Raw genomic sequence first — 20,442 nt, forward strand, 5'->3', positions numbered from 1 at the left:
CGGCTCAGCGCCAGAACCGCGCGCTACCCTGCTCGTGCAGGTCCACGGTGAGCTCCTTCACCTTGGTGGCCGATGTGTCCAACTGGTGCGCGGCAAGAACGGTGCTTACCGCCGCGAATGCCTCACGCAGCCGCCGGGTGTCCTCGCCGCGCAGTTTGGGCAGCACCTTGGCATACACAGAGAGATCCAACGCTTGGCGGGCGGTGAGCTCGCCACCGTCCACACCGGCCTCCACATAGCCCAGTACATCCCCGATGGTGCGCCAGCCAAAGTGCAGCCGCACCGCGCGCAGGGGGGCCATCAGTTCGGCCAGCACTGTCTTTACCAAGGTCAGGTCATCCGGTGCCAACGTGGTGGTGGTCCAACCCGGATACTGTTCCACTTGGATGTCCCAGAACTCGATGACCGTGCTGCGGTCGAGCACTTTGTCGCTCAGGCCGTGGGTGGTCTCATCCATGTTCACGGTGCCGATGATGACCAGGTTGGCGGGGTAGGGCAGGCGGCCGGGTACATCGCCCACCTCATCGCCCAATGCGTGGAGCTCGATGTCATCGCCGGTTTCCATCGCCGACAGCAGCGGCGCCAGATACTGCTCGGGGTGCGACAGGTTCATCTCATCCAGCAGCACAACGTAGGGCCGGTCGGGATCGGCGCTGGCGCGCAGCAGGAACTCCAGAAAGCCAGTGCGCATGTACACATCGGTGTCGATGGGGTTCACATAGCCCAGCAGGCTGCTCGGGTCATGCCAGCCCGGTTGAACCGCCACTACATGCCAGCCCTTCTGGTCGCCAGGTTCCTCATCGGCATGAGCCCACAGCGCCTTGGCGTACCCCATGGCCAACAGGGTCTTGCCGGCACCGCTCAGGCCAGTGAGCACGGCAAAATGACGGCGCGGGTGGCGCCGGTTCCACACGCCGGTGTGCAGCTGGGTAATCAGGCTCGGATCAAATGCCAGGTCCTTGCCAAATGAGGCTTTGATGGCCTGCACCGACGGAAGCTGCGACCACAGGTCATCCACCTCGGTCACTACCGAGGTGCTGGCAGTGTCTGCCGCTTCCTTGGCCCGTGCGGGTAGCTCGCCGGGCTTCCAATGGATACGCGAGGCCCACTCCCGGCCCCGCGGCGTAAGGTGCAGCACTTTGGCTGCATCCAACTCTGCCAGCTCCATGCCTTTGATCCAGTTGATCAGCACGGTAGGGGCGAAATTGCTGGTCCAGCCCGGGTTGACCCGCTGCAGCCGGCTGATGGCCTGTTTCTGCGGCAACGGCGCTTGGTCGAGCGCGTGCAGCAGGTTGTCAAAACCGAGAATCTGGGTAAGCAGCCAGTCCGATACGTCTTCAGCCTCACCAGATTCCAGCAATGCCTCGCCCCGGGGGGTGAGATACAGGTCGTCGCCCGTAGAGCGAAGCGCGCCCCACTCGGCGATGAGCGCGTTGAGGTTGGTGCCCAAGGAGTTGGTTGCCAGCTTTGGGTTAACCGAGCGGATGTGCTCCAGGAAGTCGGCGCGCTTGCAGCCATCTTTTGCGAAAGCCAGCATGGCCACCACGCTGGGCACGGAGCCGTTGATGGCCAGCATGCCGCGCCGCCGGCGCTCGGCTGGAAGAGGGTTGAGCTTCAACTCGCTGGGCGATTCGCCGGGCACCTCGGTGGCGGCGTCGCTTTTCTCCTGCACAAAATGCACGAATAGCGCCCACGCCAGGGTCATGCGCTCTTCGCGACTGGTGGTCGCCACGCCCGCTTCATCAAAGCGCTGCAACACGCGCTGGTGAAGCTCGGTGCGGTGATCCAGACCCGTGCTCAGCCCCATCGCCTTGCCCAGCGCCCGCAGCTTCTGGTAATGCGCCACCGTGGTGAAGTGCGCCGGCCACAGGGAGGCGAACACGCGATACATCTTCAGCCGGGGGCGTTTGGGGACCAGTGCAAGCACGCTGTCGTCAAGGCGCTCCCATGCGGCGCCAAACCAGGCGATGCGCTCATCCTCGGTGGCGGGGAGCTCGGCCTGCTTGAGGTCCCAGAGCATCTCGGCAATGGCGTTGCTGGCGATCACGGCCGATACGTCGATGTGGCCCTGGCCGGTGGCCGCGATCGTGCGCTCTTCCCACAGCTCCCGCTGGAACGCTGCGCTCACGAACGTATCGTGGTCGGCGGCCTCAACCCGCGCCAGCCACGTGGAGAGCCGCGAGATCCAGCCATCCAGGTGATGCCACTTGCGGTGCTGCTCAAGCGCGGCATGGCAGGCATCGGCCAGCCCGGTATTGCTCTTAAGATCGATGGTCACTACGAAATCCCTTTGTTGATGTCGCGATCACTGGCCAAAGCCGATGCGTAACAGGATAGAGGCGCTTCAGGGGCGTATCCACCGTTTGATGCGCGGGCAATAGTGCACTGAATACTGCTGCGGATACGCCATCAACATGGCGGCCAGCACGCCATACCACCATCGTAGCGAGTGGTCATCCGCTACCGTGGGGTGCCACCTTACTCGCCTATCGCGCCGCGCCTCGATCATCTGATCGGCTGACAGTAGAGTGTTGTACCCACTTGGCTCACAGCAAGCACTGCTGCGCAGCTGCCACCTCCGTCAGCAGCCGCAGAGGGTCTTAAGCAGATCATGGGAAACCAACAGCGCGAGCAGGAGATCGGCAATCTGTTGGCTGAAATAGCCCGCCAGCGCTACCGACAGCGCCTTGAGCATCAAATCCATCGGCATGGTCAGCCGCCTGCAATACTCAAACTCATGGCAGATGATTCGATGCAGGCGGACGCCATACCGTGCTTCGGCGGCCAGTACGCCCTTCACGCCTGCTACCACCCGCGCTCTGAACACACGGTAGTCGCCCCACTCCATGGCGTGAACTGGCAGGGTGCCGTCGATCACGTTGCGCCAGGTTTCCTTCTTGCTTGACAGCTCATAACGAACGCGAACGAGGCCCTCCCACTCTCTCAAGAGACTGAGTGAAAGTTCAAACTCATTCTTCCGCATGTTCTCTTCGATGCTCATCGCAATCCTTGTTTAGTTGAACGAGCGTGCTACGTCGCTACGCTTTCCGCCATCTGCCCGCCCAGAGGGCAGCCATACCCGGCCACTGCCGCGCGCAGGTCCGCAGCAATTTCCTCACGCAGGTGCGCCGGTGCTTCCACCTGCACATGGCGACCAAACCCCATCAGCCACCAGCGCAGCGATTGATCATCTTCTACCGTGGCGTGCAGCCTGATCTGGTCGTCGCCCAGGGGCTGGATCACCTGATCGGCTGAAAGCGGCGTGTCGCGCAGATGCTCGGCCGCAGCCGCATGGAAGCGCACCACCAGTGCGATCTGCCCCCGGCCCTGGAACGCGGTGGCCACCGTGGATGCGTACTGCTGAAACTCGAAGCCCTCCGGCGCGTTGGCTGGCTCGTCCAGCACCTGCGTGCGCGAGAGGCGGTGCAGCGCCAGGTGCCGCACATCGGGATAGTGGCGCAACGTGCAGACCAGGTACTGCGCGGGGCCCCGCACGATCAGCCCGAGTGGGTGCATCACCATTTCCTTGGGCTCATCGGTCCCCTTGCTGCGGTACCAGCCGGTGAGGCGTCGCTGCAGCAGGAGCGCCCGGTGCACATCCACCTGCACGGCCATGGCCACCTCCGGCGCCTTGAGCGCCATGCCCGTCGGCAGAATGGCGGTGCGCCGATGCCATTCGCTCCAGCCGGTGGCGGCAACTTCGCCCCGCGCCATGTCGAACACGGGCATCAGTTCATTCATGGCAGTGGCAGGCAGCAGGCTGCGAAGGTGCGCCTGTGAGAGCAGCAGCGCCACGCTCTGCGAGGTAGACAGGCGGGGTGTGAAGGCAAAATTGGCGTCCTTGCTCCAGCTCCAGCCAAAGGGCTTGTCACTCTCATCCACGACCAGCTGGAACCGCGAGGACAGATTCTGCAGGTCCCGCTCGATGGTGCGGCTGGTGGTGGTGAAGCCCAACTCAATGAGCGCCTGACGAACCTGTTTGGCGGTGATGCGGCGCGGAGCGCGTGGGATCAGGCGCAGCATCTCCCATTGGCGCATGAGGGTGTCACTGGAACGGTCTTTCATCCGTGAAGCCTTTGGCACTGCTGTCGCCTTGGGGGGCGCTGCAGTGCAGAGAGTGGGAACAGGGGAAGCGGGCCGGCTACCCGACCGCTGTCGGGTAGCCGGAATGCACACTCAGGCAGCCGCCGGCGCGGCTTGCTCCTGCAGCTGGGCCAGCACGCCATCCACGTCGCGCACGGTCTTCTCGGTGGAGAGCACTAGTGCGCCATCCCTGTCCAGGATCGGCGTATCCACCATGAGCTTGATCAACTGTGCGATCTTGACCGCCCGGAAGATCTTCTCGCGCGTCTCCAGCGGGTAGGTGCTGAAGTCCTGGCCATGCGCCGCGATGGCGGCGCGGATGTCCGCAACGCCACGGCGCAGGGGCATGCCGAGCTTGGAGAAGGTCTTGTTGGCCAGTGTGGTGATCACCTGCACGGCGGCCAGGCGCTCGGCGGCCAGTACGGCCTCATCGTAGTGCGTGCGCGCCACTTCTTTGTTGCGCTTGGCGGTGGACAGCGCGGCGTCGGCCTTGGCGCCGACCACCAGGCCGAAGATCGCCAACGCCGGGCCGGCTACCAGTCCGCCCAGCACCATGGTGCCGCCGGCCATGCCAAAGCCACCGGCAGACAGCGCGCCACCACCCAACCATGCCAGGGTGGCATTGGTGGCCGCCGCACCGCTCAGCGTGGAGATGGCGGTGCCGGTGCTGGCGCTGGCCAGCAAGAAGGTGCCGTTGTAAGCGCCAAACGCCAGCGCTGCGCCGCTGCCGAGGCCTGCGCCAACGCCCAGGCCGGAATCCATCAACAGCTGGTAGTCGCGGCGCAGCCCATCGAGGGAGACGACGGAGAAATCACCGTCAACCAGCTTCTCCAGCTCCGGTGAGCTCACGCTGTCCACGTTCTTCAACTTGCCGAAGGCCTCGACGAAGTCTTTGATGGCACCGTTGAACGAGCGCAATTTGCGCGCGCCGTAGTCCTCCAGCACGGCGTTGGTTTTCTTACGCTGGTCATCCAACAGCTTGGTGCTACGGCTGATCAGCTGGTTGGCATCTGCGTTGGCGACGTTGGCGTCCTTGTGGTCAGACACCGCCTTGCCACCTTTGTACAGGCCGTAAATCGCACTGGCGGCCATGGCCGCGCCGACAAACACTGGAATCATGTTCTGCTCCGTTTACTCAAGGATGATGGCGATGGTGCGGCTGGCTTCGGCATTGATGCTCATGGCGCGCTCCAGCAGGTCGGCATAGGTGTAAGGGTCCACGCCGAATCTATCGGCCAGCCAGCGCAGCTGGGCTTCCTCCACGCTGGAGACTTCGCCGTCGGCCAAGGCCAGCAGCATCAACTCATACAGCATCACTTTCGGTGAGGAGGGCTGCATGGACTCGGTGAGTGTGTCGTCCACCAGGGTGCCCAACAGGTCGCAGGCCACGCGGGCGCGCTCGTCCGGATCGGCCTGGCGCAGCAGGGGCAACTGCTTGAGGCGCGCGAGCAGGTCTTTGGTTACGCCATCGGCGCGGTATACCTTCCCGCACTCGCGTGCGAAGTTGTCGAAGATGGCGCGCTCGTGCTCGGATTCGGCCAGGCTCACATTGCTCAGGTCGGTATCACCGGTGAGCTCGTCGTGGGCTTTGCCATCCCACAGCAGGGTGTTGTCGCTAACGCTCATGAGGCGGGCAACCTTGAGGAAGGTCGCCTGCTCGGCGTCGGGCAGCAAGTACAGGAACATCGTCTCTCCGGAGGGTCAAGATGACGCGCTGAATCAGCAACGGCGGCCAGCGCGCGCAGGGATTGGCCGCCTGAATAAAGCTCTGGTACGGCTAGAGCCGAAGCGGTTGATCGCTGGCCATGAACATCTCGAACTCGTCCATGCAGCCAAATTCCAGCGTGGCACCGAGCAGCGTGGCGTAGCTGTTGATCGCCGTGGCGAAGGCATCCACCTCCAGTGCAGCCGCGCTGGCATCCAGTGCAAGGAGCAGGTCGGTTGTGGCTGCGCGCATAGCAGGCAGTTCGGCCACCATGAACATCGCCAGTGCCTCACGCTGCCGCTGGATTTCTTCACGGGCGGCTTGATGCAGCTCGATGGCCTGGTCCAGTGCTTCCTTGGCCAGGGCGGCGTTCTTGCCGGCCAGCATCGCTTCGCGATAGAACATCGAGGACAACGTGCAGCCGATCATGCCGCCGATGGCAGCGCCCAGCACGGGAATGGGAATGGCCACTTGCCCCAGTGCGGCCATCATGCCCGACGCCAGCATGCCAGCGCCCTTCTCGCCGATCTCCTCCATGAACTGCAGGCCGTCGATCTCGCTGTTGGCGTAGCGCTTGATGCTCACCCCCATCGTGATGCACACGTTGACGACCATCGCCGGGGCAGTGGTGCGCGATAGCGTCTGCAGGCCCTGGCTGCTGGATTGCTGCATCACCGAGGTGAGCGTGGCGCCCGCCGCTGCGGAGGCATAGCCCAGCCCAGCGGCCTTGGCGGTGCCGATGGCCACCGCACCTACGGCTGCCTTCATCTGCTGGCGCTCGGTGGCCACCAGGAAGGCATTGGTGGCCAGGCTGATGGCGGCACCGACCATGGCGCCGCCTTTGGCGCCCTCCATGCCGGCACGGTGGCTGGTATGGGCGATGTCACGCAGCGTGGCGATGCGGGGGTGGGTGCGATAGAAGAGCGCATCCTCGCTGGTCAGGCCGGCATCCTTTAGGTTACCGGCCAGTTGATCGTAGTTGTCGGCATGCTCGCGCAGGCGAGCGGCCACCTCCGGCTTGCCCAGTGCATCCACGGCATCGGCGTTGGCGCGCAGCTTGGTCGCTTCCGAGCGGCAGGTGGCCTCTGCGCCGGCCATCTGCTCGGAGGGCAGCTCCAGCTTGATGCCACGGTAGCGGGCAAGCTCGCCATCGGGCTTGGCAATCTTGTTCAGCAGCGCGTCGCAGTTCTTGGCAGCGACAAACTTCATCTGCCCCTCGCTGCCCATGACCACTTGACCATCAAGCACCTGTAGCCGGTCAACCACGGGGTGGTTGCGCTTGTACTCGGGGTGATCATCGCTACGCACGGTGCGTACCGGTGAGCCGTTGATGATCGCCTCGGCATTATCGCGGCTGGTGGCGGCCACTTCAGCGGCATAGCCGGCCTGGCTGGCCAGCACCTTGGCGGCATGATCGGCCGGCACGCTGTAACCGGCGATGGTCTTCAGGCCCAGGGCAAACGTCTCGCCGGTGACGGCATCACGGCCGGTGTAGCCTTTGATGTACTCGGCACCGGCAGCGCCATAGCGCTGAACCACTTCGAGGGTAGATGCCGCCACGGCGGCGTCTACTGCTTCCCTGGTAACAGGCGCTGCGGCCTGATCCTTTGCATTTTGTTCCATGTGCCGTGTCCTCCGTGGAGCGTGGCGTGTAGCGGGAGTTCCATCTTCATCGTGCATAGCGACAGTGGATGTCGCAGCGCGCCGTACGCCCTGACATCGGCAGGGCGGGCCATATCTTTAGGGTCACTATTGTCGAGGCAATCGATATGGGCGCCATGCGACATGGTTTGTCGGAGCACGCATCAGGATCAACGGCGAAGGATCAATTCTGGGCACGGACGCTCGACTCTCTCGACACGCTGGAAGGACGATCATGTTCAAAATTATTGGCGCAGTGGTGGTGTACGGATTCGCCGTGTATGGACTTGGGCAGTGGATGGCGGACAAGGCGGCCGTTGAGGACGGTCGGCTCTGAGTTGGCCTGTGTACTTGTGCAGAAGCGTTATTTGCCCAGCCGGCCGCAGCCGGCTGGGCCCCCCTCACCGCGTATGACACACCGGCGAGCAGGTGGCGCAGCCATCGCTGTTGGCATGGAAGCGCTTGGCTTCCCGCACGGCGGACTGGCAGGTGGTGTGCTCGCCCAGTGCCGTCTTGGAAATGACAGCGCTCAACCAGCGGCAATCCTGGCGGTGCACTTCATGTTCGCCCGTGCGCTGGGCGTGGTTGTTGACATAGCACTGAGCCATCTATGGCCTCTTTGCATCCGCGCGATGTTGCGCGCTATCGACTATCCGCATTTGGGCCAGAATGTGTTGCGACGCGTGTCAATGCCCGCGCATGGCAGCGAATAGGAATTTGATGAAAAGCAGGGAAGTGGGAGATGTGTCCCGCGAGGATTGCGCACGGAAAGCGAGTCGCCAGAAAATCGCAACGTCGATTGGCCCACCCCCAAGCGGAATGGCACGTGCAGAGCCGGGAATGCAGGCGCTCAGTGCAGTAGGAAGACTCTCATTTTGTTCAAATAATGAAGCATGTCTCGTAAATGAGTACACATGGCAAGGAGAAACATGGATGACCGCTGCTAGCCTTTCAGCACATCAATAAAAGCCAAGGATATGGCGTGGGACGCACCGTAATAGTTGTGGGCGATCGCACCAGCAGCGGCGGCACCGTACTCACCGGTTCGCCCTTCACCGACATCAACGGCATGGCCATCGCCCGCATAGGCGACAAAGCCTTCTGCCCCAAACACAACGGCCCATTTCCCATCATCACGGGTGACACCACGTTTCTCGTGGATGGCCAGCCCTTGGCGTGTGAGGGTGACTACATCGCCTGCGGTTGCCAGTTGGTGGCGGTGAAGCAGAGCACGGTAACTGTGGAGTCGGGCGGTAGTGCGGCGCCCAGTGCCCGCAGTACCGCGGGCGCTGCAGCGGTGCCGCCCGCGGGTGGGTTTGTCGCGGCGGGTACCAAGGCCATGCCAGCGCAACGCGCGCCGGTCAAGCAGGACATCCTGCTGCACTACCACTACGGCGACCTCGACCGCACCCCAGTGCGCGGCGTGGCCTACCAGGTGATGCTGCCCGACGACAGCATCCGCACCGGCCAGCTGGACGATGAGGGCCGCGCGCGTATACCCGAGGTCACCGTTGGCCCGGTACAGATGGTGCAGGTGCTGTTCCAGCCTGACGAGCCCGACGAAGACAACGACCCCATCCTGGCCGCACGCGCGCGGCTGAAGGCGGCCTTGGACGCCATCGTCGCCCAAACCCGCACCGACATGGCCCCGGAGTGGCAGCAGTGGGACAAGGCCGGCAACGCCATGCGCTGGGGCCTGCAGCGCGGCAACCAGGCGTTGGGCATGGGGCAGGGCACGTGGGACTACGTGGCCGGCACCGTGGAAACAGCGGTGGACATGGCCGTGCTCATGTACAAGGCCGACCGCGAACTGAAGGAGTGGACCCGCCTGCTGCTCACCGGCGACCGCGACGGCCTGGACCGCAAGATCGCCGCCCTGCGCGCCACCGGCGGCAAGGTCATGGATGCCGCCAGCGAGGCCAAGGAGCTGTTCAACCTGCTGATCGAGGACCCCGGCATCACCGAGATGCTGCCGTCCTTCGGCGCGGCCTGGTGGGAGGCGGTACCGCCCGACGAACAGGAGCGCATCGAGGCCCGCTTCAGCTCACAGATCATGGTGGACGTGGTGGTGTCCATATTGCTGGCGGCCGTCACCGTGGAGTTGGGCGGCGCCGGCGGCTTTGGCTATGCTGCGGCCAAGGCGGGCAACACGGCCGCCCGCGTGGGCAAGAAGCTGCTGCACCTGATGGAAGAGGTGGAGGACGCGTTCAAGGGCCTGGCCAAGGTGCTGAAGACGCGCAAGCGGCGGCAGGCCGACGGGAACCGCACGCCGGATGGTGGCAGGAAGATCGAGACCAAGCGGTTGCCGAAGCGGATGCCGCGGAAGAAGTTGCCTTGCTTCAATACGCAGAAGCTGCCTGAGTCAAAATTCCCCGAAATGGATAGGCAGTTGAAGGGGCAGGAGGCGGGGCTCAACGATATGAGCGTTGAGGAGTACCTTAACGCTCGAAAGGCATTTGATCCTGACAACCGCGATCGCAAGGTTGCCGAGCGGGCCTGGACCAAGTACAGGAAAGCGCTAATTCAGAGGAAGAAGGAAACGTACGAGCGAGCTGGGGTGCCGGCCAAAGATGCCCTGCGTATGGCTAAGGAGGATGCAGAGAACACGCGCAAAGTAATGAACGCTCTGCACAATCCGGACCTCGTGGCTGGCGGCGCTGATGAGATTGCTGACTTTGGAGACGGGGAAGTCAATCAGACAATCGGAAGACAATGGGGAAGTCCCAAGAAGGGTGAGACCTCGCGCATAGCTGAGTTAGACGCGGCAGCAGCGAGGGTTCCTACCGCCGAACGGGCGAATACCAAGATGAATGGTGGGTTGGAGCGATGCAAATGATTGATTTTGTCGATGACAGTTTTGAGTGTTTTTACAAAGACCAAGGCTTTGGGCCTGTGGTCCATTCGAAGCCCGTTCCGCCATCGAAGCTTGCCTACTACAGAGGCAAGGTGCCCGATCGGTTGCTCCAGTACTGGGCGGCCTACGGCTTCGCTGGCTATGGCGATGGTTTGTTCTGGCTGACAGATCCGGAGGAATACTCGGCCGTATTGGACGCATGGTTGGAGGGAACCAGTTTCCACGGCCAAGACCAGTACTACGTCATTGGCCGTAGCGCTTTCGGTGAATTGATAGTGTGGGGCACGCGGACCGGCCCTTGTATGAAGATCGTCTGTGCCTGGGCAATGATTTTCCCGCGTGCCGCGCCGCCACAACTCCCGCCCAGCGAAGCGGACTTCCTCATTGGTTCATGGATATCAGGAATCGAAAAAGAGGATCTGGACGAAACGGATGAAGATGACGAGCCACTCTTTGATCGTGCAGTCAGGCTGCTGGGCCCTTTGGCCAGCAACGAGATGTACGGATTCGTCCCTGCATTGAGAATGGGCGGGCCGTGCAGGATTGATCACTTGCAGAAGGTGTCAACTGTGGAGCACCTCGTCTTTCTAGCGAAGCTCGGCAAGCCAGAAGTCATGCGGGACATCGTTAAAGAGGCCGATGACCAAGGGCTACTGGATTAGTCGAGTGTATTTCGGAAATCACACTATAGATGTGCATGCCGTGCTTGCCCCCTCAGCGAATTTTCCGGTCGTGTATGCAAGGTGTACAGTTAATGATGGGCTGCATTGGTGTAAATAATGTATATGGTCGATGAAGGATTTGAGTCCTTTTACAATGATGAAGGCTTCGGGCCAATAGTTGATACGCGTCCGGTGCCATCTCACAAGCTCGACTACTACAGAGGGAAGCTGCCCGATAGGTTGCTCCAGTATTGGAGGGCATATGGGTTTGCGGGCTATAGCAGTGGGCTGTTCTGGATGACTGATCCTGATGACTATTCAGAAGTGCTCAATGCTTGGCTTTATGGAACGAACTCCCACCGAAAAGATGAATACTATGTCATCGGCCGAACTGCGTTTGGGAAACTTGTTGTATGGGGCACGAAGAGCGGGCCAAGTCTGACTATTGTCACCAACATGGCGATGATATTTCCATCTGACAAGTCCGATCGCATAAAGGATGGATACGCTGACAGTATGATTTCAAACTGGTTGGCTGCTACCAGGCGCAGCAGCTTGGACGAGGATGATGACGACGACCGCCCGTTGTTTGAGCGTGCGCTCAAAGCGCTCGGACCATTGGCGGAGGATGAAATGTACGGATTCGTGCCGGCACTTGGCATGGGTGGGCCTGCCCGTCTGGATCACTTGAAGAAAGTGAAGGCGGTCGAGCACCTGATCTTCTTGGCACAGTTGGGTGATCCAAAGATCATGTTGGATATCGTGAAGGAGGCAAAGGATAGAGGGCTCTGGAAGTAATGAGTCGTCCGCACAAGCCAAACAGGCTGATAATCGACGAAGACTCTGAGTGCTCCCTGTCAAGAATCCGTTCGGGTCGCGATCGTACGGCATTGCCGACAACGCAGACGGACTCTTCTGGATGACAGATCCTGACGAGTGCGCCAATGTGCTCAATGTTTGGCGCAAAGGCACTGAGTTCTAGGGCAGGGGCGCGCACTCCGCCACCCGTTGGTTATGGACTTACAACCACGAGCGCCCAAACATGGCGCTAGGCGGCATCACCCCAATGCAGAAACCTGCACTGGCGGCATAGTTCCACTTTGGGCAACTGCTAAAGCCCGGGGGATTGCCATGCAAGACGAAGACGAAGACGAAGATTTCGAAGGCAAGTACTGGTACGGCGAAGTCGGCTACACCCTGCGCCGTAGCCGCTGGGAACGGGAGCGCGGCACACCCGAGGAAAAAGGCTTGGTCGCTTTCGTCGCGTCGGGTTGCTCGATCGAGGACATTACCGAACGACTCTACTATGAGTTGCTGGCGAGGCATCTGGACATGGCTCCCGACGGCGAGTACCAACTGGGCACGCCCGCCGAAGCCGCCGCGGGCATAGGCCCGGAGCTGGCAGCACGCATGTTGCGATTGCGCAAAGCCGAACCCATGGCCTTTGGTCCATTCCCCTTCGACTAATTGCCGCACCCAAGCACCCACCCCCACACCCTGCTACCATTCCCCGGCATTCCAGCCAGCCAGCCCACGCACACATGCGGGACCGGCCGTCACACGTACGGCCCAGCGAGCCAGGACACCCTTCCGTGCCCATTCAAGGACGCTCGCATGTACCCTCGTTCCCTTCTCCGTTCGGCCGCGCTGGCCCTCGCCGTCACCCTGTCCCTTGGCACCCCGTCGGCGTTCGCCGTGGGCAAGGCCACCCCGGCTGCCGAAACCGCAGCCGCCGTGCTGCGCAAGCCCGTTGCCCAGGGCCTGTATGAGCTGGCCTACAGCCCCACGGTAGACGTGGTGTACGTGGCCTCGTCGGGTGGCTTCGGCGATGCCGCCGGTCCGGCGCAGCTGTTGCTGCTGGACCCCAACACCCTCGACGTTGAAGCGCAGATCCCGCTGGAGCGCAAAGCCTTCGGCCTGGTGCTGGACGACGCCAACCACCGCCTGTACATCGGCAACACCGTGGACACCTCGGTCACCGTGGTCGACACCGCCACCCACAAGGTGGTGGGCATCGTGCAGCTGATGGAAAAGAAGGTCGGCAAGGACGGCAAGGCCGCCTACACCCATGACCTGCGCGAGCTGGTGGTGGATGGCCCGGCCAACCGCCTGTATGTCACCGGCCACTCCGGCGAGGGCAGCGTGCTGTTCGTGGTGGACACGCAGTCGCTGAAGGTGGTCAACACCATTCCGGGCCTGGGCAACGCCAAGGCGCCGGGCCTGGCGCTGGATGCCAAGGGCAAGCGTGTGTACACCTCCAACCTGCTGGCCGAAGTGGTCACCGTGGGCACGGACAGCGGCAAGGTGGAGCAGCGCTTCAAGGTGAGCGCCGAGCAGCCGATGAACATCGCGCTGGAGCCGTCGGGCAAGCGGCTGTACGTCACCGACCAGGGCTCGGAGATGATCCGTAAGTACCAGGCCAGCAGCTCGGGCTTCACCTCCACCCACCCGGGCCAGCGCGTGCTGGTGCTGGACCGCACCACCGGCAAGGAACTGGCCAGCATCCCCACCGACGCCGGCCCGCTGGGCATCCTGCTGGACGCCAAGCGCAAGCGCCTGTACGTCACCAACCGCGAAGCGGGCACGGTGACGTCGTACAACAGCGATACCTACAAGCCGCTGAAGACCTACTCGCTGCCCACGCACCCGAACAGCCTGGCGCTGGATGCCAAGAAGAACGTGCTGTACGTGACCGTCAAGAACGGCGACAACGAGGCCAAGGGTAGCCCGGAGTCGGTGGCGCGGATCCAGCTGGACTGATGCGTTGACCAAGGGGCCATCCGCGTCGGCGGGTGGGCCCCTTGGTGTGGTCGGATGCTGCCGAAACCGCACTGGGATTCGTACTACTTCTTACAAGGCGCCATGCCAACTACCTTGTCGGTAGGGATCCGGTATACGGTTTTATCCTTGCCGCCGTCTATGCGTGCCAGATAGAGCCCACCTAGATTGGAAAGGAGGTTGAGCCCAACGGTCCTTCCGTTCGCAGTGGGCTTGCTGTTGATCAGCATGCCGAAATCAGCAGCGTCAGCAGCAAGCTGCAACGTCACGCACCGGTGACCCCCTGATGCACTGTCACGGAGCGCAATGCCGGTAAGTGCCGCGCCGGTCTGTGGATATGTAAATGCGACTGCAACCAGCAGCAAAGCAGCTATGAAGCCCTGCCGCACGAATCCGGCATGTTGGCTGGTGTCTTGAATCACCACGACGATAGTTACTTGCAGTACGGCGACGGCGATCACAGCTCCCGCCAGAAGTGCCGCTACCCACCCTGCGCTCGTCGAATCGTCGACGTACCGAAGGCTAAATTGCATGGCAAGCAATGCGGCCATCATCTGGACTACGCATGCCGCCAGTGCAAATCCCATGAATTCGGAGAAGATCGGTGCCTTGTGCGCACCCCGCCGGATGCGTCTCGTGAACACGGTGAACACCATCATTGAAACGACGATAGCGATTACCACCAACCAATTGCCCTGGATCTCGAAAGCAGTATCGGCCATCACCGCCGCTACGATCACGAGGCCGGGTAACGCCAGTGTGACGTACCATTGCAGCAGCTTTTTGCGCCTGACAGGGAGCTTTCTCGGCAGCACCCGAAGACGTCCGTCTGGCTCACGGATCGCCCCTTCAAACATCATCAAAGCGGGCAGTACGAATAGCGCGCACAGCATGATGACCAGGAACGAGACGCGTGTAAGCAGCATGGGCAATGCTGCTATGGCATCGGACGAGGCGATTTCCAGTGGTATGTTGCCGTCCGCGACGAAATGATAGAGCCCGGAACTAGGCAAAAAGAACGCAAGTGCTGTCAGGAGAACCGGGTGATCTTCTATCCATTTGCGGATGATGCGAGATTCTTCCGGCCAGGTTCGTTCGTTGGAGCTTGGCTCAACCTTTTCATTGTTCATTCGGTCGTCCTTGATTCATACACGGTGGCGCGCTGCGGAAACGGTGGATCTGTTGATTGAGGTGCCATTCGGGAAGATGGAACGCGTTGGCGTTGAATCTTCGCAAAGCTGCTGGACCGGTTCACGTGCTCATGTCGCACCAGCCACTCTGCTGGAACCATTCAATCCAGCTACGGGCAAACGATCCTCCCACCGCAGACCTCATGGCCGCCCTTGGCCAAAGAGGTCAGCATCACGGGACGTAGCGGCACGTCTGACAAAGTCTTTAGAGGCCGTCGCGGTCCGCGCGGCGCGATGAACGTCTGCGCCATAATTAGCGGTCTGCGCGGACCCACGCGCACCGCTACCGAGACCACGGATGTCCCCACCTTCCCCGCGCACCCTCACCGCGATACCCGCCGAACTCCACTCCCGCTTGCAGGCCGACCTCACCCACCAACGCGCCGCCGGCAATCTATGGCTGTTGATCGCCGTCTGCCTGGCTGTTGCGATCACCGCCTACTTCGGTTGGCGGGGCCTGCACCGCGCGCATGCCGCGCCCACCTGGGTGCCGATGATGCTGGCGGCAGCGGTAGGCGTGGCGGGCATTGTCGCGGCGGTCCTGGTGCGGCAGCGTCGCCCGGTGTGGGTGCGTGAGGCACTGGCATCGGGACAGGTGGCGGTGATGGACGGTGCGCTGCAGGTCGCCGAGATCCTGCCGCAGCAGGTGCGTTTCGAGCGAGCGCCACGTGCCTACGTGGTGGGCGACTACCGGCACCCGGTGCTGGAGGAGTCGCCCGGGACTGACGCACTATCCGGCTTCGTGCCGCAGTACGTTCTGGGGCCTGCGCCGGGCACGCCCTTGCGGTTGGTATGGAGCGCGGCGCATCCCGGTCACCTGCTGCAGGTGGACTACCCGGGGATGGCGGCGGTGGCCGACGCGCCCGCAGTGATGGAGGCGCAGGATTGGCGCGACCTCTGCGCCCGCCCGCGGGCGGCGCTGCGGGCAGCGGCATGGCTGGGCGCGGCGATGGTGGCCGGGCTGGCCGCCATGTCGCTCTTGCTGCCAACCGTGAGCCGCGGTTTCAGCGTGTGGCTGTGGGTCGGTCTGCTGGTGCTCACGGTGTGGCTGTTGGGCACCTGGGTGCCTGCCCTGCGCATGTGGCTGCAGCGCGACGCGGTGCGCCGCCACACGATGACCGGGCCGGTGCAGGAGGTGATGCGGGCGCGTCGCAATGATGGCCGCCAAGGCGTGGAGCACGCACTGTTCGCGCGGGTGGGCGGCGAGTGGCATCTGCTGCAGACCGCCGGCAGTGCCAGCGGGCTGCAGGCAACCGTGGCACCGGGGAAGCGGCTCAGCATCTCCTACGCGGTGCTTGGCGAGCGCCGCATGCAACTGCGCCATTCCGCATCCGCAGACTGAGGGGCCCCTCACCGGTCGTGCGCGGCAGCTTGGTTGGCCGCCGCGCACGTCACTGTCACTTGCGCACGTAGTACGCGCGCGCCTCGCCATGCACCACGCTCAACGCGTTGACCTTGCCCCACGCATCGCGGTGGAACTCGATCTGCAGTCCGTCGATATCCGGTGACACGAAGCGGTTGGGGGCAAGCGGCAGCACTTGCCCGTCCTGCGGCGGCCCCGCGACGCCCACGCGCACCTGCCCGTTGGCCACCTTCACCTGCAATGCCGGAATGTCGAAGATGTCGGCCAGGGCGCGGCGATGCGCCATGGGCACGGTGCGGTCCTGCTCGAACACGCCGGCGTAGTCGGCATAAGCCGGTGCGCGCAGGTCCAGCGCGACAGGGCGGACGGGCGGGTTCACGCCACGGCCCAGCGCATCGGACAGGGCATTGCGGATCTCGGTGGTGAGCTCGGCGCCGTTCTCGCCATTGGTGAGGATGACCAGGCCGTCGCCGGTTTCCAGGTAGCCTTCGATCCAGGCGCGGTAACTGTCGTTGGAGCCGCCGTGGTGGAAGATGCGGGTGGCGCCGCTGCCGTCCAGGCGCGGGCCCAGGCCATGCCAGCTCGGCGATACCTCGGTCATCATGTCGATGGCGATCGGTTGCGGCAGGAAACCACCCGGGCCGCGATAGCTGTTGGTCAACGCGGCGACGAAGGCGGCCAGGTCGTTGGCGCTGGTCCACAGGCCCGACGCGCCGGCTTCGGGGAACGACTGCCAGCCGCGCGGCAGGGCAGTGGGCGCGCCGTCGCCATCGTGGGCCTTGGCGATGTTGTCGAGGGTGTCCGGCGGGGTGGTGAAGCGGCTGCGCTGCATGTGCAGCGGGGCGAACACCTGCGCGCGGGCCAGTGCGTCCAACGGCTGGCCGCTGGCATCTTCGAGCACCTGCTGTTCCACCATGACGCCGCCGCCGGAATAGTCGCCGCGCTCGCCGGGTGCATGGATCAGGCGTACCGGTGTGTTCTTCGCCGGGGCGATACCGTCCAAAGTCTGCAGCAGCGTGGGCAGCGGTTCGCCCGGCAGGTAGTCGGCAAAGCCGTGCACGCCCAGCCCCGCAGTGTGCGACATCAGCATGCGCAGGTTTACCCGCGGGGTCGGGGTGGTGGGTGTCGCCGGGACCTTCCAGCTGCGCAGGTAGGTGCTGATGTCCTGGTCCAGTGCGAGGCTGCCATCGGCCACCAGGCGCAACGTGGTGGCCGCGGTGATGACCTTGCTGACCGAGCCCACCGAGAACAACGTGTCTGCGTTCACGGCATCGCGGCTGCCGGCCTGGCGCAGGCCGTAGCCGGCGCTGTGCACCAGCTTGCCATCCCGCAGCACCGCGATGGCTACACCGGGCACGTGGTAATGCGCCATGCGCGCCTGCAGCGACCAGTGTGGCAGCGGGTCGCTGGCGGGCACCACGCTGGGGCGCAGGCCGGCGGTCAGTGCGCTGTCGATGGCGGTGTCGCGGCGGTCCGCGGCGAAGGCGGGCAGGGCCAGCAGCAGTGAGAGCGTGGTGGCCAGTGCGCCACGCAGCAGGACGTGGCGGGGTGGCAGCACGGAGGCGGCAAGGGAAGTGCGACGGATCGAAACCATGCGGAACCTCGGGGTGCGGTGTGCGGGCGGGAAGCTGGAGGTGCGGCGGTGCCAACTGCAGGCCGCAGCCGGCCGGTGATGGCCGGGCGGCCACCACGTGGGCGTGTGTTGCAGGGGCGGGTTACGCGCGGCGCGCGCGCGGGGTCAGCGGCGGCCGGCGACGGCGCCGTGCTGGATCAGGTAGTCGCGCACGCGGCTGTTGCGCGCCTGGTTCAGCGGCGAGCGCCACTGCCCGGCGTCGGCCACCACGCCCAGGTTGACGTCGGCACCGTGGGCGACCAGATAGGCCACGGTGTCCACGTCGCCGGAGCGCGCGGCATTGATCAGCGGGGTTTCGTCGTAGGCAACGATGCGGTTGACGTCGGCACCGGCGCCTACCAGCCGTTCCACCACCGGCAGGTGGCCACGGCGCGCGGCGGCAATGAGCGGGTTGCCATCGCCACGCGAGGCAAGGTCCGGGGTGGCGCCGAGGGCGAGCAGCGCATCTACCGTAGCCAGGCGCCCGTGGCGCGCGGCGGCGATGAGCGCGGTGCCGTCGCCGGGACGTTGGGTATCCACCGCGACGCCGGCCTGCACCAGCTGCCGCACCTGGGCGAGGTCGCCGTCTGCGGCGGCGTCGAGCAGGCGCTCGGCCTGCGCCGACGCGGTGCGTGTGGCGGGGGCGCTGTCAGGCGCCACCATGATCGGCGCCCCCAGCCGCGGGGTGGCCGCGACGGTGACGCCCACGTGGGTGGCCAGCGCGGCCAGGCACAGGGCGCTCCACCGCAACCGGCTGCGCCAGCCCACCTGCCCGGCCTGCAGGTGCAGCAAGCCATCCACACGTTGCGTCAGCCCACTGCGACTGCCCGACATGCCCACCGCCAGGGCAGCGCCCTGCGGGCGGTGCTGGACCATGCCGGCGATACCGCGCAGCAGTGAATCGGCGTAGTCGCGGCCACTGCTGGAGCGGTGTGCGGCGCGGGCATCGCAGGCCATTTCGCGGGCCAGCTCCAACCGGTTGCCCAGCATGCGCAGGCACGGGCTCCACCAGTACACCGCCAGCACGGTGCGCTGCAGGGCGGTTACCCAGAGATCACGGCGCTGCACGTGCGCGGCTTCATGCAGCAACAGGTCGCGCAGGGCCGGGGGCGACAAGGTGCTGGCCAGGTGCGGGGGCACCAGGATGCGCGGGGCGAACAGACCCACCACCATCGGGCCGGCCACTGCATCGGACAGTGCAACGCCGCTGCCGCGCGGCAGCGCCGGGCCGAGCAGGACGTCCAGTGCGGGGGCAGGACGCGCGGCACGGTGCAGCCGGTGGGCCTGCCAGATGCCCTGCGCCAGGCGCAGCAGCCCCCACAGCGTGCCCAGCAGCCAGACCATCGCCAACGCCTGCAGCGCGGTGGGTACGTAGGTGGCCGGTGAGGTAGTGGGTGACGCGGGTGCAGCTGGCACATCGGAGGCCGGCAGTGCGGTCGAGCGTGCTGCGGCGGGCAGGGACATCCCGGCCTCGGTGACGGTGACCGCTTCGCGCGGCAGCAGCACCAGCAACGGCGACACCGCGGCCAGCGCGAACGCACCGCACAGCACCCAGGAACGTACCTCGGCGCTGAGCCGCGCGCGCTGCATGACCAGCAGTACCAGCGCCAGCAGCAGTGCGGCATGCCACAGGTGCTGCACGGCCACGGTCAACAGGGTGTGGGCTGCGGATGCGCTCATGACGACTTCCCCGGGGGGGCTGCATCGTCAACACGCTTCTGCAGGGCGGCCAGTTCGTCGGCGTCCATGTCGTGTTCGTCGATGAGGTGCTGGGCCAGCACGCTGGGCGAGTCGTTGAAGAACGACTTCAGCAGGTTTTCCAATGCCTGGCGGCGGGCCTCGCTACGGCTGATGGCCGCACTGTAGATAAACGCGCGGCCTTCGCTGCGGTAGGTCACCAGGCCCTTTTTCTCCAGCACTTTGAACATGGTCAGCACGGTGGTGTAGGCCACTGGCTTTTTCTTCGACAGCGCGTCGGTTACCTCGCGCACCGAGGCTTCCTTGGTCTTCCACAGCACTTCGAGGATGCGGCGCTCGGAGTCGGTCAGGGTGGGCGAACTGGGGCGGGCCATGACGGTCTACTGGTTTGTTAGTTGATGATCGGATCGTGCGCCCGCCGCGCTCGGCATGTCAACTATGTAATTAGTAATGGGGTGCGCCATGCCCCAAACGCGAGGACCTGTGGCGCCGGGAGGTGGATCTGCTGGGCTGGGGTGAAACGCGTGCGCTCAGGCGCTGGCGCTGGCTAGGGACGCCGCCTTGCCCACGCACGCCGCGCTGCGGGCGACCGGAGAAGCGGTGCACGGGTGCGAACGCGGCGTGGCGGGGCAGCACTGGCATGCCCCGGCTTGCGCGGTGCTGCGCAGTGCCTTGCGCAGCGCGGCGCGCGAGGCGGGGTGTGCGCCCACGCCGTGCAGCAGCAACGTGCGGGCCAGGCCACCGCAGGCAACGCGCGGCAGGGCCAGCACGGCAGGGGCGGTGGCGCGGGGATAAAGCGGGCGAAGGTCCATCTGTCCCGGTCTCCGTGGGGTGGTGCGTGATGCAGCATGCGGCG

The 20,442-nt window shown here is 64.3% G+C and carries 18 protein-coding genes; 6 read left to right on the plus strand and 12 right to left on the minus strand.

Features of this window, described 5'->3' with window-relative positions; translation table 11 throughout:
* Positions 1-4: 4 nt before the first annotated feature.
* The 7 genes from ABIA71_RS13265 to ABIA71_RS13295 all read right to left on the minus strand — a co-directional run bounded on the left by ABIA71_RS13265 (position 5) and on the right by ABIA71_RS13295 (position 8,037).
* Entirely contained in the window at positions 5-2,278 is a 2,274-nt protein-coding gene (locus ABIA71_RS13265) for an McrB family protein (protein WP_354285688.1), read from the minus strand.
* A 303-nt stretch (positions 2,279-2,581) separates the two neighbouring features.
* Entirely contained in the window at positions 2,582-3,001 is a 420-nt protein-coding gene (locus ABIA71_RS13270) for a hypothetical protein (protein ID WP_137191211.1), read from the minus strand.
* Positions 3,002-3,030: 29 nt separating this feature from the next.
* Entirely contained in the window at positions 3,031-4,065 is a 1,035-nt protein-coding gene (locus tag ABIA71_RS13275; protein ID WP_354285689.1) for a helix-turn-helix transcriptional regulator, read from the minus strand.
* Positions 4,066-4,176: 111 nt separating this feature from the next.
* On the minus strand, positions 4,177-5,202 hold the full coding sequence (locus tag ABIA71_RS13280) for a hypothetical protein (protein ID WP_354285691.1): 1,026 nt from the start codon (positions 5,200-5,202) through the stop codon (positions 4,177-4,179).
* A 12-nt stretch (positions 5,203-5,214) separates the two neighbouring features.
* The gene (locus ABIA71_RS13285) at positions 5,215-5,769 is read right to left on the minus strand and encodes a hypothetical protein (RefSeq protein ID WP_038690813.1); all 555 of its coding nucleotides are present in this window, start codon (positions 5,767-5,769) and stop codon (positions 5,215-5,217) included.
* Between the two features lie 91 nt (positions 5,770-5,860).
* The gene (locus ABIA71_RS13290) at positions 5,861-7,348 is read right to left on the minus strand and encodes a hypothetical protein (RefSeq protein WP_354285693.1); all 1,488 of its coding nucleotides are present in this window, start codon (positions 7,346-7,348) and stop codon (positions 5,861-5,863) included.
* A 482-nt stretch (positions 7,349-7,830) separates the two neighbouring features.
* Positions 7,831-8,037: a hypothetical protein gene (locus ABIA71_RS13295; RefSeq protein ID WP_137191207.1), complete on the minus strand. Its 207-nt coding sequence runs from the start codon at positions 8,035-8,037 to the stop codon at positions 7,831-7,833.
* Positions 8,038-8,411: 374 nt separating this feature from the next.
* Here ABIA71_RS13295 and ABIA71_RS13300 point away from each other — a divergent pair, with 374 nt between their 5' ends.
* The 5 genes from ABIA71_RS13300 to ABIA71_RS13320 all read left to right on the plus strand — a co-directional run bounded on the left by ABIA71_RS13300 (position 8,412) and on the right by ABIA71_RS13320 (position 13,705).
* Entirely contained in the window at positions 8,412-10,265 is a 1,854-nt protein-coding gene (locus ABIA71_RS13300; protein WP_354285695.1) for a PAAR domain-containing protein, read from the plus strand.
* Entirely contained in the window at positions 10,262-10,945 is a 684-nt protein-coding gene (locus ABIA71_RS13305; protein ID WP_354285697.1) for a GAD-like domain-containing protein, read from the plus strand. The genes ABIA71_RS13300 and ABIA71_RS13305 overlap by 4 nt, the downstream gene beginning before the upstream one ends.
* Positions 10,946-11,062: 117 nt before the next feature.
* On the plus strand, positions 11,063-11,743 hold the full coding sequence (locus ABIA71_RS13310) for a GAD-like domain-containing protein (protein ID WP_354285698.1): 681 nt from the start codon (positions 11,063-11,065) through the stop codon (positions 11,741-11,743).
* Positions 11,744-12,076: 333 nt separating this feature from the next.
* Positions 12,077-12,412 carry a hypothetical protein gene (locus tag ABIA71_RS13315; protein ID WP_354285700.1) on the plus strand — a complete coding sequence of 112 codons (336 nt, stop codon included), beginning with the start codon at positions 12,077-12,079 and terminating at the stop codon, positions 12,410-12,412.
* 147 nt (positions 12,413-12,559) lie between these two features.
* On the plus strand, positions 12,560-13,705 hold the full coding sequence (locus tag ABIA71_RS13320; RefSeq protein WP_354285702.1) for a YncE family protein: 1,146 nt from the start codon (positions 12,560-12,562) through the stop codon (positions 13,703-13,705).
* 83 nt (positions 13,706-13,788) lie between these two features.
* On the opposite strand, the gene ABIA71_RS13325 is transcribed toward ABIA71_RS13320, so the two are convergent.
* Entirely contained in the window at positions 13,789-14,853 is a 1,065-nt protein-coding gene (locus ABIA71_RS13325; protein WP_354285704.1) for a hypothetical protein, read from the minus strand.
* Positions 14,854-15,211: 358 nt separating this feature from the next.
* Between ABIA71_RS13325 and ABIA71_RS13330 the strand changes: the two genes are divergently transcribed.
* Positions 15,212-16,255 carry a hypothetical protein gene (locus tag ABIA71_RS13330; protein WP_354285706.1) on the plus strand — a complete coding sequence of 348 codons (1,044 nt, stop codon included), beginning with the start codon at positions 15,212-15,214 and terminating at the stop codon, positions 16,253-16,255.
* A 55-nt stretch (positions 16,256-16,310) separates the two neighbouring features.
* On the opposite strand, the gene ABIA71_RS13335 is transcribed toward ABIA71_RS13330, so the two are convergent.
* The 4 genes from ABIA71_RS13335 to ABIA71_RS13350 form a co-directional block, all read right to left on the minus strand.
* The gene (locus ABIA71_RS13335; protein WP_354285707.1) at positions 16,311-17,870 is read right to left on the minus strand and encodes a serine hydrolase domain-containing protein; all 1,560 of its coding nucleotides are present in this window, start codon (positions 17,868-17,870) and stop codon (positions 16,311-16,313) included.
* Between the two features lie 144 nt (positions 17,871-18,014).
* A complete protein-coding gene (locus ABIA71_RS13340; RefSeq protein WP_354285709.1) occupies positions 18,015-19,568 on the minus strand; it encodes a M56 family metallopeptidase in 1,554 nt (517 codons plus the stop codon).
* Positions 19,565-19,960 (minus strand): BlaI/MecI/CopY family transcriptional regulator, encoded by a 396-nt coding sequence (locus tag ABIA71_RS13345; protein ID WP_354285711.1) that lies wholly within the window; start codon positions 19,958-19,960, stop codon positions 19,565-19,567. Before ABIA71_RS13345 ends, ABIA71_RS13340 begins: the two co-directional genes overlap by 4 nt.
* A 156-nt stretch (positions 19,961-20,116) precedes the next feature.
* On the minus strand, positions 20,117-20,398 hold the full coding sequence (locus ABIA71_RS13350; RefSeq protein ID WP_354285713.1) for a hypothetical protein: 282 nt from the start codon (positions 20,396-20,398) through the stop codon (positions 20,117-20,119).
* Positions 20,399-20,442: the final 44 nt, after the last annotated feature.

Origin of the sequence: Stenotrophomonas sp. 2619, from assembly GCF_040548725.1 — a bacterium.
GTDB classification, from domain to species: Bacteria; Pseudomonadota; Gammaproteobacteria; order Xanthomonadales; family Xanthomonadaceae; genus Stenotrophomonas; species Stenotrophomonas maltophilia_AP.

Coding starts and splice junctions, on each gene's coding strand:
- ABIA71_RS13330 (WP_354285706.1), top strand. CDS start 15,212: ATGTCCCCACCTTCCCCGCGCACCCTCACCGCGATACCCGCCGAACTC.
- ABIA71_RS13325 (WP_354285704.1), bottom strand. CDS start 14,853: ATGAACAATGAAAAGGTTGAGCCAAGCTCCAACGAACGAACCTGGCCG.
- ABIA71_RS13305 (WP_354285697.1), top strand. CDS start 10,262: ATGATTGATTTTGTCGATGACAGTTTTGAGTGTTTTTACAAAGACCAA.
- ABIA71_RS13340 (WP_354285709.1), bottom strand. CDS start 19,568: ATGAGCGCATCCGCAGCCCACACCCTGTTGACCGTGGCCGTGCAGCAC.
- ABIA71_RS13315 (WP_354285700.1), top strand. CDS start 12,077: ATGCAAGACGAAGACGAAGACGAAGATTTCGAAGGCAAGTACTGGTAC.
- ABIA71_RS13285 (WP_038690813.1), bottom strand. CDS start 5,769: ATGTTCCTGTACTTGCTGCCCGACGCCGAGCAGGCGACCTTCCTCAAG.
- ABIA71_RS13310 (WP_354285698.1), top strand. CDS start 11,063: ATGTATATGGTCGATGAAGGATTTGAGTCCTTTTACAATGATGAAGGC.
- ABIA71_RS13270 (WP_137191211.1), bottom strand. CDS start 3,001: ATGAGCATCGAAGAGAACATGCGGAAGAATGAGTTTGAACTTTCACTC.
- ABIA71_RS13275 (WP_354285689.1), bottom strand. CDS start 4,065: ATGAAAGACCGTTCCAGTGACACCCTCATGCGCCAATGGGAGATGCTG.
- ABIA71_RS13320 (WP_354285702.1), top strand. CDS start 12,560: ATGTACCCTCGTTCCCTTCTCCGTTCGGCCGCGCTGGCCCTCGCCGTC.
- ABIA71_RS13345 (WP_354285711.1), bottom strand. CDS start 19,960: ATGGCCCGCCCCAGTTCGCCCACCCTGACCGACTCCGAGCGCCGCATC.
- ABIA71_RS13280 (WP_354285691.1), bottom strand. CDS start 5,202: ATGATTCCAGTGTTTGTCGGCGCGGCCATGGCCGCCAGTGCGATTTAC.
- ABIA71_RS13350 (WP_354285713.1), bottom strand. CDS start 20,398: ATGGACCTTCGCCCGCTTTATCCCCGCGCCACCGCCCCTGCCGTGCTG.
- ABIA71_RS13335 (WP_354285707.1), bottom strand. CDS start 17,870: ATGGTTTCGATCCGTCGCACTTCCCTTGCCGCCTCCGTGCTGCCACCC.
- ABIA71_RS13295 (WP_137191207.1), bottom strand. CDS start 8,037: ATGGCTCAGTGCTATGTCAACAACCACGCCCAGCGCACGGGCGAACAT.